Below are 14,148 nucleotides of genomic sequence, written 5' to 3' on the forward strand. Positions count from 1 at the left end.
GTTCCCCGCACCCGCGGGGATGAACCGATGAGCAAGGTATTGGTTGATCGGGAGCTGCTGCGTTCCCCGCACCCGCGGGGATGAACCGCCGGAGATCAGCGCCGGCCAGATCACTCCCCAGCGTTCCCCGCACCCGCGGGGATGAACCGTCACTCCCCTTACACGCCCTGGGGATCTAGGCGCGTTCCCCGCACCCGCGGGGATGAACCGAGCACTACCAGCACGCTCAGCATCAGTACGCGGCGTTCCCCGCACCCGCGGGGATGAACCGCGGCCACCATGCTTCCTCTTGCCCGGTGAAACGCGTTCCCCGCACCCGCGGGGATGAACCGGTAGTAACTTGGCTGATTCGAAGCAGAGTTATGCGTTCCCCGCACCCGCGGGGATGAACCGGCCTATCCGTCCGCGGTGTGCTGCGTCGAGTGGCGTTCCCCGCACCCGCGGGGATGAACCGTTGCCACTTTGGCGGGGGAGGCACCGAAAAATGCGTTCCCCGCACCCGCGGGGATGAACCGCCGCCGAGTGGCTCAGCATACTTCTCGGTCACGCGTTCCCCGCACCCGCGGGGATGAACCGGCGCAGCCTTACTTGCGCCCAGCCATAGAGGGGCGTTCCCCGCACCCGCGGGGATGAACCGGCATGCTGGATATGCGAAGTCCACCCGAACGCGCGTTCCCCGCACCCGCGGGGATGAACCGGCGCTCAAGCCGAACCGCTTCGCGTGCGTGGTGCGTTCCCCGCACCCGCGGGGATGAACCGGAGTTTCCCGGCGGGATCCTGCTGCTGGCTGGCGCGTTCCCCGCACCCGCGGGGATGAACCGGCGCCGCGATGGTCGGGAGGTCAGGCCAGGTAGCGTTCCCCGCACCCGCGGGGATGAACCGTGGCGCGGCCTGACGGCGTGATGCGCATCAAGGCGTTCCCCGCACCCGCGGGGATGAACCGGGAGGCATCGTGCCGGTCGTAGGCGTGGACGGAGCGTTCCCCGCACCCGCGGGGATGAACCGGCGGAGGGGGTAGACGAATGAACAAGGTATTGGCGTTCCCCGCACCCGCGGGGATGAACCGCTACGAGACGGTGAAGGAAGCGTTTCAGGCGCGCGTTCCCCGCACCCGCGGGGATGAACCGCTGACCGTCACGCTGGATTACCTGAGTAGGTCGCGTTCCCCGCACCCGCGGGGATGAACCGGGATGTAGTCCTTCGGCAGGTTCTTGGCGTTCGCGTTCCCCGCACCCGCGGGGATGAACCGCCCCTTCAGCACGCGGTCCCGGTGCGCGCTGTGCGTTCCCCGCACCCGCGGGGATGAACCGGAGAAGGACGCCACGATCAACCAGCTGCGTCTGCGTTCCCCGCACCCGCGGGGATGAACCGAGCTGGAGCGCATCGGCGCCGAGCGCGGCTACGCGTTCCCCGCACCCGCGGGGATGAACCGCCCTTGGTCGGGCCCCCGCCATGCCCTTCCGGCGTTCCCGGTCCCCCCAGATGCCCCGCTGTATTCGCCGTTCCCGGCATGCAATCGAGCGCTCCCGGCGCGCTTCTTGTCCACGGTAATTTCCTTGGGCGCTGCGTTGTGGTTAGCTGCGGTCGGCGGCGTGCTGGCTGCCGGGCTCGGGCGGGACGGTCGACCTTGGTATAGCTGCCGAAATGGCGGGGGCTCCTAGAATGGTGGGGCAATTCGACGCGCGTTCGTTCTGGCGCGAGCGGTCCTCGGGGCGCAGCTGGCAGCGTGCCGCTGAACTCGGCCAACGGGCCGTCAGGTTATGTGAAGGGTATTCAGACCTACCACGGAAGATTTCCAACGATTACAGAGGTGTTGCATGGCAACGGATTTGAGCAAGTACATTCGCAATGCTGCGTTCCTGGACAAAGTCGTGTCCGCCGAGGAAGCAGCGTCTTGGATCGAGGACGGCATGACCCTGGGCATGAGTGGTTTCACTCTGTTCGGCGAGCCGAAGGAGTTCCCGAGAGCGTTGTCCGCCCGTGGTCAGAACGAGAAGTTCAAGGTCAACCTGTTCACCGGCGCCTCCATGGGCCCGGCGGCTGACCAGGCCATGGCCGAGGCCGGCATCATCAACAAGCGCATCCCGTACCAGGGCAACCCGGTGCAGCGCAAGAAGATCAACGCCGGCGAAGTGCTCTACATCGACCAGCACCTCTCGCACATGGCCGAGCTGATCCGCCAGGGCGTGCTGCCGCAGGTCGACTACGCGATCATCGAAGCCGCGGCCATCACCGAGGATGGCCAGATCATCCCCACCGGCTCGGTGGGTAACTCGCCGATCTTCGTGCAGACCGCCAAGCACGTCATCGTCGAGCTGAACACCTCCGCGCCGCGCGAGTACGAAGGCATGCACGATATCTACGTGCCTGGCCCGGCCGGCGAGAATTCGCGCAAGGACATCCCGGTCTACGACGTCAGCACCCGCATCGGCACCGTCGGCATCCCGGTGGACCCGGCCAAGGTGCGCGGCATCGTGCTGTCCAGCCAGCCGGACATCCCATCGCCGCTGTTCGAGCCGAACGAAGAAACCCAGAAGATCGCCGACAACCTGCTGGACTTCCTGCGTGCCGAAGTGAAGTCCGGCCGCCTGACCAACAGCCTGGCGCCGCTGCAGTCGGGCGTGGGCTCGGTGGCCAACGCGGTGCTGAACGGCATGCGCACCTCCGAGTTCAAGGACCTGGTGGTGGCCTCCGAAGTGCTGCAGGACGGCGTGTTCGACCTGATCGACGCCGGCGTGGTGAAGTTCGCTGCCGGTACCGCCTTCTCGCTGTCGAAGAAGCGCGTGGAAAACCTCGCCTCGGACATGGCCAAGTACGCCGGCAAGGTGGTTTTCCGTCCGCAGGAGATTTCCAACCATCCGGAAGTCATCCGTCGCCTGGGCATCATCTCCTTCAACACCGCACTGGAAGTGGACATCTACGGCAACGTGAACTCCACCCACGTCAGCGGCACGCACATGATGAACGGCATCGGCGGCTCGGGTGACTTCGCCCGCAACGCGCGGATCAGCATCTTCGTGACCACCTCCACGGCCAAGGGCGGCAACGTCTCGTCGATCGTGCCGTTCGTGACCCACGTCGACCACACCAACCATGACGTCGACGTGATCATCACCGAGCAGGGCTACGCCGACCTGCGCGGCCTGGCGCCGATCGAGGCGGCCGAGCGCATGATCGAGAACTGCATGCACCCGGACTACAAGCAGCAGGCGCGCGACTACCTCAACGAGGCCAAGCAGCGCGGCGGCCACACCCCGCACGTGCTGGAGAAGGCCTTCTCCTGGCACACGCACCTGGCCGAGCACGGCACCATGAAGCTGGACAAGTAATCGGCGCTGCCGATCGGCACGCGGGCGGCGCGTTAGCGCGCTGCCGGGTTGCTACGAAGACCGATGCCGCCTGGCATCGGTTTTTTTTCGCCTGCGCCCTGGCTGGCGTGTGCCGGCGGCCGCTGCCGCAGGCCCTGGCATGGCGCTTGCTGCGGCGATGGTGAGATTCGTTGCGCGGCATTTGCCGCGGCCGCCGGGCTTGCCGGTCGGCGATGTACATCCGTCAACGATTCCGGCCAAGATAGCCGCATCCGCATAGACAGGGCCCCGCCGCATGACTCCCGAGAACCAGCGTTTCATCGTCGCCAGCACGGCCGAAGCAGCGGTCGATCACCTGGCCGAACTCCACCAGCGTGCGATCAACGCGCTCAACCAGGCGCTCAAGCGCTACGTCAGCGACCGCATCGAGCCGGACGCCGCGCAACGCGCGCTGTTCCGCTACCCCGAGCTGCGCCTGACCTACCAGTGCCACGGCGAGGTGCCGGCTTCCACCCGCGCCTATGCCAAGGTGCAGACCCCGGGCGTGTACAGCGCCACCGTCACCCAGCCGGCGGCCTTCCGCAACTACCTGCTCGACCAGCTGCGCCCGCTGATGCGCGACTTCAACGTGCAGGTGGAGGTGGGCATCAGCGAGCGCAACATTCCCTATCCCTACGTCATCGAGCAGGGCGACGAGCTGGCCGGCAGCGGCGTGACCGCCGCGGAGCTGGCGCGGGTGTTCCCCAGCACCGACCTGTCGGCGGCCACCGACGACATCGCCGACGGCCTCTACGACTGGGAGAACGCCGACCCGTACCCGCTGGCGCTGTTCGACGCCGCGCGGGTGGATTTCTCCCTGCGCCGGCTGGTGCACTACACCGGCAGCGACTGGCGCCAGGTGCAGCCGTGGATCCTGCTGACCAACTACCACCGCTACGTCGACCAGTTCATCCGCCACGGCCTGGACATGCTGCGCGAGGACACCCGCTTCGTGCGCATGGTGCTGCCGGGCAACGTGGTCATCGAGCGCGGCATGGAGGAGGGCGAGGCCCAGGCGATCATCGGCGGCGTGCTCTGGCACCGCTACCAGATGCCGGCCTACCACCTGATCGCCGCGGACGGCCACGGCATCACCCTAGTCAACATCGGCGTCGGCCCGTCCAACGCGAAGAACATCACCGACCACCTGGCCGTGCTGCGCCCGCATTGCTGGCTGATGATCGGCCACTGCGGTGGCCTGCGGCAGTCGCAGTCGATCGGCGACTACGTGCTGGCCCACGCCTACATGCGCCGCGACGGCATTCTCGATCGCGTGCTGCCGCCGCACATCCCGCTGCCGGCGCTGGCCGAGGTGCAGCAGGCGCTGCAGGGCGCCGCCGCGCAGGTCACCGGCGAACAGGGCGATGCACTGAAGAAGCGCCTGCGCACCGGCACCGTGCTGACCTACGACGACCGCAACTGGGAGCTGCGCTGGGCGCAGGAGCGTCCGCTGATCAACCTCTCGCGGGCGGTGGCGGTGGACATGGAGAGCGGCACCATCGCCGCCCAGGGCTATCGCCTGCGGGTGCCCTACGGCACCTTGCTGTGCGTCTCCGACAAGCCGCTGCATAGCGAGATCAAGCTGCCGGGCTCGGCCAACGCCTTCTACGAGCGTGCCGTGACCCAGCACCTGAAGATCGGCATCTGCGCACTCGAGCTGCTGCGCTGCCAGCTCAACTCGCTGCACTCGCGCAAGCTGCGCAGCTTCGACGAGCCGCCGTTCCGCTGAGGCCGAATGCCGCCGACGCGCTGGCGGGAATGGACGATACTCAAGCGTGCATTCCCGCCACCTCGGAGGTTCACATGGAACAGTCGATCCACGCCTTCCACCAGCTGTTCGAGCAGCTTGGCCTGCCCAACGACGACGCCTCGATCAGGCGCTTCATCGAGACCCATTCGCCGCTGCCGGAGGAGACCGAGCTGGCCGACGCGCCGTTCTGGACGCCGGCCCAGGCCACCTTCCTGCGTGACGAGTTGCTCGAGGATGCCGACTGGGCCGAGGTGGTCGACCGGCTCAACCTGGCCCTGCGCCGGGGCGCGACGCACCCGGCGTAGCGCCCGGCCTCAGGCTGCCAGCAGCCAGGCCCCGGCCAGTGCGGCGGCAGCCCCGGCGAGGCGAACCAGCGGTGCCGCGGCCTGCGGCAGGGTGCGTACCAGCAGGTAGCCGAGCCCATGCAGCGCGGCCGTGGCGGCGACGAAACCCGTCGCATAACCCCAGGGGCTGGCCAGCGCCGGCAGTTCCAGGCCATGGGCGATGCCATGGCTGATGGCGAACAGCGCCGTCAGGCCCGTCGCGACGGTCAGCGGCGGGCGTACCGCCAGCGCCACCAGCAGGCCGAGGGCGAGCAGCGAGCCGGCGATGCCGGTTTCCATCAGCGGCAGCCGGAACCCGGCGAAACCGGCGAGGCCACCGAGCAGCAGGGTCGCGACGAAGGCCAGCGGCAGGGCCCAGCGTGCCGCACCGCGCTGCTGCGCCGCCCAGAGGCCGACGGCGAGCATCGCCAGCAGATGGTCGGCGCCCAGCAGCGGGTGGGCGATACCGGACAGCACGCCGGCGTGGTCATGGCCGGCATGGGCGAAGGCCAGCGCCGGGCTGAGCAGCAGGGGGGTGGCGAGGGTGAAATTTCTGAGCGCGTTCATCTACTGTTCCTCTGGTTTTGCATGGCGGTCGCGAATCGTCGGAGGCGAGTCGTCACGGTCGGATGAGGTTTGCCGTTGCGGCAGCCTGGAGCCGCCGAGCCCTTGCTGGCGCAGCGCCTCGGCCTGCGGTCTTTCGCGAGCAAGCTCGCGCCTGCAGGAATGATTCCGCTCAGGCGGTGCCGAGCATTCCCTGTTTTTCGATGAAGGCGATGATCTGCTCGAGGCCGTGGCCGACCTTCTGGTTGCTGAACACGAACGGCCGCTCGCCGCGCATCGTCTTCGCGTCGCGTTCCATGATCTCCAGCGAGGCACCGACCATGGGTGCCAGGTCGATCTTGTTGATCACCAGCAGGTCGGACTTGCAGATGCCCGGGCCGCCCTTGCGCGGCAGCTTGTCGCCGGCCGACACGTCGATCACGTAGATCGTCAGGTCCGACAGCTCCGGGCTGAAGGTGGCCGAGAGGTTGTCGCCGCCGGACTCGACGATGATCAGCTCCAGGCCGGGAAAGCGCCGGTTGAGCTGCTCCACGGCCTCGAGGTTGATCGAGGCATCCTCGCGGATCGCCGTGTGCGGGCAGCCGCCGGTTTCCACGCCGATGATCCGCTCGGGTGCCAGGGCCTCGTTGCGCACGAGAAACTGGGCGTCTTCCTGGGTGTAGATGTCGTTGGTCACCACGGCGAGGTTGTAGCGCTCGCGCAGCGCCTGGCACAGGGCGAGGGTCAGGGCGGTCTTGCCGGAACCGACCGGCCCGCCAATGCCGACGCGCAGGGGTTGGGTGGTCATGGGTGGTCTCCTCTGGGGGCGATGTGGCTGCCTTGGGGCTGATGCGAAGGGCGTGCCGCTGCCGGAGTGGGCAGGGAATGGGATTCGTTGGCTGTCCGCACGCAGATGCGGGGCATGCATTGGCAAGGCCGTAGGGTGGGTAACGCGAAGCTTGCCCACCGGTTTGAAAAACGTCCGCCCTTGTCCGGCGGGAATTTGCTTGTGGCCTGGGGTGGAGACCGCGCTGTCGAGCCGCCCGCCGCAAAAGGTGCCGCCAGCATCAAGTGCCACACCCCTCATGACCTGAACAACCGACTGTACTGCCGCTCATGCGCCATGCTGGTCAGCGCCAGCCCGAACGGCACGCTGCCCCATTCCCGCTCCGGCAGCTCGCTGGCCTGCCGCTGCGCCTGGTCGAGAACCGACAACAGCTGCGAGGTCAACCGCTGCGCCGCCTGCTGCCCCAGCGGCAGCGTCTTCATCAGCACGGCGAGCTGGTTCTCCAGCCAGCCCCACAACCAGGCGGCCAGCGCCTCGCTCGGCGGGATGCGCCAGGCGCGGGCGGCCAATGCCCAGGTCAGCGCCAAGCCGGGCTCGCGGGTGCGGGCGAGCAGGGCGCGGGCCGGGGCGTCCAGTTCCGGCAGGCCGTCGAGCAGCTGGCCGAGCGAATAGCCCATCTGCCGGCTTTCCAACTGCAGCTCGCGGGTTTCCCGGCTGGCGCGATGGCGCTCGGCGAGCTCGGCGAGCGCCGCCCAGTCCTCGCGGGCCGCGGCTTCGCAGTGGGCGAGCAGCAGCGGCGCCTCGAAGCGCGCCAGATTGAGCAGCAACTGGTCGGCCAGCCAGCGCCGGGCGCGGTCCGGGTCGTTTACCTGGCCGCTCTCCACGGCCATCTCCAGCCCCTGGGAGTAGCTGTAGCCGCCGATCGGCAGCTGCGGGCTGGCCAGGCGCAACAGGCTCCAGGCCATGCGGCTGGTCACTGGCGGGCTCCGAACTGGTGCAGCCGCGGTGCGTAGCTGAATTCCGCCTCGCCGGCGTGCGAATGGTGATGGCCGCCGCCGTAGGCGCCATGCTCGGGCTGGAACGGCGCCTCGACCGGCTCCACGGTCGCGCCCAGCTGCAGCAGCATGTCCCTGAGCACGTAGTCGTCGAGCAGGCGCAGCCAGCCGTCGCCGAGCTGCAGGGCGACATGGCGGTTGCCCAGGTGGTAGGCGGCGCGGGTCAGTTCGAAGGCATTGGCGCAGGTCACGTGCAGCAGCCGCTCGGCGCGGGCGCAGACGCGCACGATGCGGCCGTCGTTGGCCAGCAGGCATTCGCCATCGGCCAGCGGCGGCTGGCCGCGCTCGAGAAACAGGCCGACCTCCTCGCCACTGCGGGTGAAGCAGCGCAGGCGGCTCTTGCTGCGGGCATCGAAGGTCAGTTCGAGTTCGGCCTGCCAGCCCGGGCTGGGCGGAAGGCGGCGGTGGATCACCAGCATGGGGCTGTCCTGGTCGGGCGATGACACAGATACAGCAAGGCCCTTGCCAAGCCGCCGCAACGCCCCGTCATCGGGCGTCTGCGACCTGGTTATCGGGCTGCCGGCGGCTCCATTTGGTGCGCGCGGCCGGGTGGTCGCTGCGCTCGTGCCGTTTAATGGTGCAGGTTGCGCACCATGTACACGGCCGGAATGCCGTAGCTGGCCAGGTGCGCCTGCTGGCGGGCGTCGAGCGCCTCGTGCGGCTGGTAGCCCTGGCGCGACCAGAAGGCCTCCGAGCCCTGCACCGAGACCAGCGCCGAATAGCGCAGCCGGCTGCCGCTGGCCTGCTCGAGGTTGTGCCGCACCAGCGCCGGGCCGATGCCGCGGCCCGCGGCGCGGGCGGCGACGGCAAGGTCATGCAGATAGAGACAGTTCGGCTCGGCGTACGCCTGGAACTCGCCGTCCAGCGGGGTCACCTGGCCGACCTGCGAGTGGTAGGCGAACAGATAGGCGCACAGGCCTTGCTCGTCCTCGGCGACCCAGGCCAGCTGGGGACAACGTACGAGGCGACTGCGGATGACCGCTTCGTCCTCCAGCACCTCGGCCGCGTAGGCGTCGGCCTGGATGCGCATGACCGCAGGGATGTCACCCTCCTGCATGGGTCTTAGCTTGTACATCGGAAACTCTCACGCACCGCTGAACGACCGCGCGGCCCGGCAAAGGGCGGCGATGATAGCCGAAAGCGCGCCGCCTGGCCCGACCGCACGGCTGACCGCGGCGCCATCCGCCGGGCGGAATGCTCGCGCGCTGACGTGACAGGCGTTATGCGGGCATAATCGTTAGTCGCCTATCTAGATATCGGTCCTGCCCCTTGAACGAACCGCTTCGCCATCCGCTCTACGGCGTGTTGCTGATCCTGCTGTCCGGCCTGGTGCTGGCCAGCCACGATGGCCTGGCCAAGCACCTCACCCAGTTCTACCCGGTGCTGCTGGTGGTCTGGGCGCGCTACCTGTCGCAGACGCTGCTGATGGCGACGCTGTTCGGCCCCGGCATGCGCCGGCGCCTGTTCGTCACCCGGCGGCCCTGGTTGCAACTGCTGCGCGGGCTGAGCCTGGTCGGCGTCAGCCTGACCTTCATCAGCGGCCTGCGCTACATCCCGCTGGGCGAGGCCACCGCGGTGATCTTCCTGGCACCGCTGATGGTCACCATCGCCTCGGCCTGGCTGGGCGAGAAGGTCGGCCCGGTGCAGTGGCTGGCGGTGGCGGCCGGCTTCATGGGCGTGCTGATCATCGTCCGCCCGGGCGGTGCGCTGTTCACCCCGGCGGTGCTGCTGCCCTTCGCCGCGGCGCTGAGCTTCAGCCTCTACCAGCTGGTGACCCGGCGCCTGGCTGGCACCGACCATGCGGTGACCAGCAACTTCCTCACCAGCGTGGTCGGCACGCTGCTGATGAGCCTGCTGGTGATCTTCAACTGGCGTACGCCGAGCCTGCTGGATGCGCTGCTGATGAGCCTGCTCGGGGCGATGGCGATGCTCGGCCACCTGCTGCTGACCAACGCGCTGCGCTTTGCCAGCGCCGCGACCCTGGCACCGTTCACCTACGGGCAGATCGTCTTCGCCGGCCTCGTCGGCCTGGTTGCCTTCGGCCACCTGCCCGATGCCGGCGCGCTGCTCGGCATGGCGGTGATCATCGCCAGCGGCCTGGGCATGGCCTGGATGCAGCGCGTGCAGGCGCGGCGGTTGCCTTCATCTTCCGGCCGCTGAGATCGCCATGTGTCTTCTGACCGGGTGGACAGCTTCCCAGTAATCAACAAGGCGAGGGACGAACCCTCCTTGCGTGCTCGTTCAATTCAGGTACCCACCACAATGCAGAGACTTTCCCACCACAGCCTGCGCAGCGAATTCCGCCAGCTGCTGGCTTCCGACCGCTGCTATTCCACGGCTTCGGTATTCGATCCCATGTCGGCGCGCATCGCCGCGGACCTCGGCTTCGAGGTCGGCATCCTCGGCGGCTCGGTCGCCTCGCTGCAGGTGCTCGCCGCGCCGGACTTCGCCCTCATCACCCTCAGCGAGTTCGTCGAGCAGGCCACCCGCATCGGCCGTGTCGCCCAGCTGCCGATCATCGCCGACGCCGACCACGGCTATGGCAACGCGCTGAACGTGATGCGCACGGTGATCGAACTGGAGCGCGCCGGCATCGCCGCGCTGACCATCGAGGACACCCTGCTGCCGGCCAAATTCGGTCGCAAGTCCACCGACCTGATCGGCATGTTCGAGGCGGTCGGCAAGATCCGCGCGGCGATCGAGGCGCGCATCGACCCGGAGCTGGCGATCATCGCGCGGACCAACGCCGCGGTGATCGGAGTCGAAGAGGTCATCGCCCGCGCCCAGGCCTATGAGAAGGCCGGTGCCGACGGCATCTGCGTGGTCGGCGTGGAGGACTTCGAGCACCTGGAGCGCATCGCCGGGAACGTCAGCGTGCCGCTGATGCTGGTCACCTACGGCAACCCGCGCCTGCGTGACAGCGCCCGGCTGGCCGCGCTCGGCGTGCGCATCGTGGTCAACGGCCACGCCGCCTACTTCGCGGCGATCAAGGCGACCTACGACTGCCTGCGCGAGCAGCGCCAGATCGACGCCAGCGACCTCAGCGCCTCGGAACTCTCGGTCAAGTACTCGACGGCCGACGAATACATGGTCTGGGCCGAGGAGTTCATGCAGGTCAAGGAGTGACGCTCAGAACAGCGGGCGCTCGGCGCGGAAGGTGACCACCTCGCCGCACTCGGCGTTGATCCCCGAATAGACGCCGCACTGGCGGGTGCGCAGGTTGGAGTCGGTGTAGGACAGGTCCAGCTGGATGCCCAGCCAGGGCCGCGACAGGTTCAGCGACCAGTCGCTGAAGACCCGCACGCGCTCGCCGCCGGGCAGGGTGCGCGGGCTGTCCAGCGCGTGGGTGGCGTACTTCATGCGCAGGCCCACGGCGAACGGGGTTACCGAGCCGAGGTCGAGGTACAGCGTGCTGTCGGTGCGCCCCGGGGCGTCGCTCAGCGCCGCGCCGATGCGCCGCTCGTCCAGCGTCAGTCCGGCGTAGTACTCGTTGCGGTTCCACTGCTGCAGCTCGGGGAAGCTGTAGCGGATCAGCCCCAGCTCGTAGCCCGGCCCGCCAGCGGCCGGTTGCTCGGCATACCCGGCGTAGGTGTTGAGTTCCAGCTGCCGCTCGGCGCTGAGGCCGGCGCTCGGCGACCACTGGCCGACATACCAGCCGCTGGCGTGGCTGAGGTCCAGGCCGCCGTGAAAGGCGCCGGCCGTGGTCGGCGCGACCAGGCCCTGGGCCATGCTGCGGGTCGGCGCGGTGCCCATCTTCAGGTCGAACTCACCCAGCTCGCGCTCGATCACGCGCGTGTCGCTGGCGCAACCGGCGAGCAGTACAAGGCAGAGCGGCAGGCAGGTCCGAAGCATGATCCAGAGGCGGTGAACGGGGCGCCGGGGCGCGTGGCAGAGCGGCCAGAGGATAACCAGCGAGACCGCTTGCCGGGCCCCGTTCATCGATTGCCGGGCACCGGCTCGACGAACGGGGCGAGGATCGGGGACTCTATCGAGAACACAGCCACAGGCCCGGGCAGGGCGGGAGGCAGCCATGGCGACCGGTTGGGCCGGAGACGGCGCAGTACAGGAGCAGATCGACAGCACCATCGAGGATGCGGTCCAGCGCGCCCGCAGCCGGCTCGCCCGCGGCGAGAGCCTCAAGCACTGCGAGGAATGCGGCGCGGCGATTCCCGAGGCTCGTCGCCAGGCGGTGCCCGGCGTGCGGCTGTGCATCGAATGCCAGGCCGAACAGGACAAACAGGACGCCCACACCAGCGGCTACAACCGCCGCGGCAGCAAGGACAGCCAGCTGCGCTGAACGGCGCGAGCGACACCCTGCCCGGGTGGGCAGAAATCCAGCCTACCGACCTACGCGAAGGTGCTGTCGTTTGCGGTTTGCTGTTTGTAGGAGCGAGCTTGCTCGCGATCAGGGCTCGAGCGCTTCGCCAGCAAGCTGGCCTTACGGGGGCGGTGCCCGGCGGAGCCGCTGAGCGGGTTATTCCAGCTTCGTAGGGCGGGGCTTCTGCCCACCGAGTCGGGGTTGCGGCGGCGCCAGTTCAGAACAGCTAGTGCAGAACAGCCAGGGGTCAGAACAGGAAATAGCGCTGCGCCATTGGCAGCACTTCGGCCGGCTCGCACCAGAGCAGCTGGCCGTCGGCGCGCACCTGATAGTTCTGCGGGTCGACCTGGATGTCCGGCGTGTAGTCGTTGTGGATTAGGTCCTTCTTCTGCACTTGGCGGCAGCCCCGGACCACGCCGATCTTCTTCTTCAGGCCTAGCTGCTCGGGCACTCCGGCTTCGAAGGCGGCCTGGCTGATGAAGGTGAAGCTCGACGCGTGCAGTGAACCGCCGAAGCTCGCGAACATCGGCCGGTAGTGCACCGGCTGCGGCGTGGGGATCGAGGCGTTGGCGTCGCCCATCAGGCTGGCGGCGATGGCCCCGCCCTTGAGGATCAGCGTTGGCTTGACGCCGAAGAACGCCGGGCGCCAGAGCACCAGGTCGGCCCACTTGCCCACTTCGATCGAGCCCACCTCGTGGCTGACGCCGTGGGTGATCGCCGGGTTGATGGTGTACTTGGCGATGTAGCGTTTGGCGCGGAAGTTGTCGTTGCCCGCGCCGTCGCCGGGCAGGGCGCCGCGCTGCTTTTTCATCTTGTCGGCGGTCTGCCAGGTGCGGGTGATCACCTCGCCGACGCGGCCCATGGCCTGGCTGTCGGAGCTGATCATGGAGAATGCGCCGAGATCATGCAGGATGTCTTCGGCGGCGATGGTCTCGCGGCGGATACGGCTCTCGGCGAAGGCCACGTCCTCGGCGATGCTCGGGTCGAGGTGGTGGCAGACCATGAGCATGTCCAGGTGCTCGTCGATGGTGTTGCGGGTAAAGGGCCGGGTCGGATTAGTGGAGCTGGGCAGCACGTTGGCGAAGCCGCAGGCCTTGATGATGTCCGGCGCATGGCCGCCACCGGCGCCTTCGGTGTGGTAGGTGTGGATGGTGCGGCCCTTGAACGCGCCGAGGGTGGTCTCGACGAAGCCCGATTCGTTCAGCGTGTCGGTATGGATGGCCACCTGCACGTCGTACTGGTCGGCGACCGACAGGCAGTTGTCGATGGCCGCCGGGGTGGTGCCCCAGTCCTCGTGCAGCTTGAGGCCGATGGCGCCGGCCCTGACCTGCTCGATCAATGGTTCGGGCAGCGAGGCGTTGCCCTTGCCGGTGAAGCCGATGTTCATCGGAAAGGCGTCGGCGGCCTTGAGCATCATCGCCATGTGCCAGGGGCCGGGCGTCACCGTGGTGGCGTTGGTGCCGGTAGCAGGGCCGGTGCCGCCGCCGATCATGGTGGTCACGCCGCTCATCAGCGCCTCTTCGATCTGCTGCGGGCAGATGAAGTGGATGTGCGAGTCGATGCCGCCGGCGGTGAGGATCATGCCTTCGCCGGCGATCACTTCGGTGCTGGCGCCGATGGCGATGGTCACGTCGGGCTGAATGTCCGGGTTGCCGGCCTTGCCGATGGCGGCGATGCGGCCGTCCTTGAGCCCCACGTCCGCCTTGACGATGCCCCAGTGGTCGAGGATCAGCGCGTTGGTGATCAGGGTATCGACCACCTCGGCGGCGCACCGCTGGCTCTGGCCCATGCCGTCGCGGATCACCTTGCCGCCGCCGAACTTCACCTCTTCGCCATAGGTGGTGAAGTCTTTTTCGACTTCGATCCACAGGTCAGTGTCGGCCAGGCGCACCTTGTCGCCAACGGTGGGGCCGAACATGTCGGCATAGGCTTGGCGGGAAATCTTCATTGCATCTCATCCTGTCCGTAGGGTGGACAACGCGAAGCTTGTCCACCGGCAATCTGGGTGGTGGAAAAGCCTTCGGC

General features: G+C 68.1%; 13 protein-coding genes and 1 CRISPR repeat array (1 of these 14 cut by a window edge). Of the genes, 6 read left to right on the plus strand and 7 right to left on the minus strand.

From position 1 onward, the window contains the following. Positions 1–1,432: a CRISPR direct-repeat array (repeat unit 29 nt; unit sequence GCGTTCCCCGCACCCGCGGGGATGAACCG) (it extends 917 nt beyond the left edge of the window). A gap of 385 nt (positions 1,433–1,817) precedes the next feature. From L3N39_RS03725 to L3N39_RS03735, 3 genes are all read left to right on the plus strand, one after another. Beyond that, entirely contained in the window at positions 1,818–3,329 is a 1,512-nt protein-coding gene (locus tag L3N39_RS03725) for a succinyl-CoA:acetate CoA-transferase ScpC (protein ID WP_237255853.1), read from the plus strand. Positions 3,330–3,603: 274 nt separating this feature from the next. Then, positions 3,604–5,076, plus strand: coding sequence for an AMP nucleosidase (gene amn / locus L3N39_RS03730; RefSeq protein WP_237255855.1), 1,473 nt, complete (start codon positions 3,604–3,606; stop codon positions 5,074–5,076). Between the two features lie 74 nt (positions 5,077–5,150). Then, positions 5,151–5,402 (plus strand): DUF2789 domain-containing protein, encoded by a 252-nt coding sequence (locus L3N39_RS03735; protein ID WP_237255857.1) that lies wholly within the window; start codon positions 5,151–5,153, stop codon positions 5,400–5,402. A 9-nt stretch (positions 5,403–5,411) separates the two neighbouring features. On the opposite strand, the gene L3N39_RS03740 is transcribed toward L3N39_RS03735, so the two are convergent. The 5 genes from L3N39_RS03740 to L3N39_RS03760 form a co-directional block, all read right to left on the minus strand. Next, entirely contained in the window at positions 5,412–5,987 is a 576-nt protein-coding gene (locus tag L3N39_RS03740; RefSeq protein ID WP_237255858.1) for a HupE/UreJ family protein, read from the minus strand. A 169-nt stretch (positions 5,988–6,156) separates the two neighbouring features. Continuing rightward, positions 6,157–6,771: an urease accessory protein UreG gene (gene ureG / locus L3N39_RS03745; RefSeq protein ID WP_237255860.1), complete on the minus strand. Its 615-nt coding sequence runs from the start codon at positions 6,769–6,771 to the stop codon at positions 6,157–6,159. 275 nt (positions 6,772–7,046) lie between these two features. Continuing rightward, positions 7,047–7,715, minus strand: coding sequence for an urease accessory protein UreF (locus tag L3N39_RS03750; protein ID WP_237255961.1), 669 nt, complete (start codon positions 7,713–7,715; stop codon positions 7,047–7,049). A gap of 8 nt (positions 7,716–7,723) precedes the next feature. Further along, entirely contained in the window at positions 7,724–8,224 is a 501-nt protein-coding gene (gene ureE, locus L3N39_RS03755) for an urease accessory protein UreE (protein WP_237255862.1), read from the minus strand. 152 nt (positions 8,225–8,376) lie between these two features. Further along, the gene (locus tag L3N39_RS03760) at positions 8,377–8,862 is read right to left on the minus strand and encodes a GNAT family N-acetyltransferase (protein ID WP_237255963.1); all 486 of its coding nucleotides are present in this window, start codon (positions 8,860–8,862) and stop codon (positions 8,377–8,379) included. Positions 8,863–9,074: 212 nt separating this feature from the next. On the opposite strand from L3N39_RS03760, the gene L3N39_RS03765 reads away from it, so the two are divergent. Together L3N39_RS03765 and L3N39_RS03770 are read left to right on the plus strand one after the other, a co-directional pair. Continuing rightward, the gene (locus tag L3N39_RS03765) at positions 9,075–9,965 is read left to right on the plus strand and encodes a DMT family transporter (protein ID WP_237255863.1); all 891 of its coding nucleotides are present in this window, start codon (positions 9,075–9,077) and stop codon (positions 9,963–9,965) included. A gap of 102 nt (positions 9,966–10,067) precedes the next feature. Next, a complete protein-coding gene (locus tag L3N39_RS03770) occupies positions 10,068–10,931 on the plus strand; it encodes an isocitrate lyase/PEP mutase family protein (RefSeq protein WP_237255865.1) in 864 nt (287 codons plus the stop codon). A gap of 3 nt (positions 10,932–10,934) precedes the next feature. On the opposite strand, the gene L3N39_RS03775 is transcribed toward L3N39_RS03770, so the two are convergent. After that, positions 10,935–11,657: a TorF family putative porin gene (locus L3N39_RS03775; protein ID WP_237255867.1), complete on the minus strand. Its 723-nt coding sequence runs from the start codon at positions 11,655–11,657 to the stop codon at positions 10,935–10,937. 178 nt (positions 11,658–11,835) lie between these two features. Here L3N39_RS03775 and L3N39_RS03780 point away from each other — a divergent pair, with 178 nt between their 5' ends. Then, positions 11,836–12,102, plus strand: coding sequence for a DksA/TraR family C4-type zinc finger protein (locus L3N39_RS03780; protein WP_237255868.1), 267 nt, complete (start codon positions 11,836–11,838; stop codon positions 12,100–12,102). A gap of 268 nt (positions 12,103–12,370) precedes the next feature. On the opposite strand, the gene ureC is transcribed toward L3N39_RS03780, so the two are convergent. Then, positions 12,371–14,071, minus strand: a complete 1,701-nt coding sequence (ureC, locus tag L3N39_RS03785; RefSeq protein ID WP_237255870.1) for an urease subunit alpha — start codon at positions 14,069–14,071, stop codon at positions 12,371–12,373. Positions 14,072–14,148: the final 77 nt, after the last annotated feature.

The organism is Pseudomonas oligotrophica (assembly GCF_021726475.1).
Lineage (GTDB): Bacteria > Pseudomonadota > Gammaproteobacteria > Pseudomonadales > Pseudomonadaceae > Stutzerimonas > Stutzerimonas oligotrophica.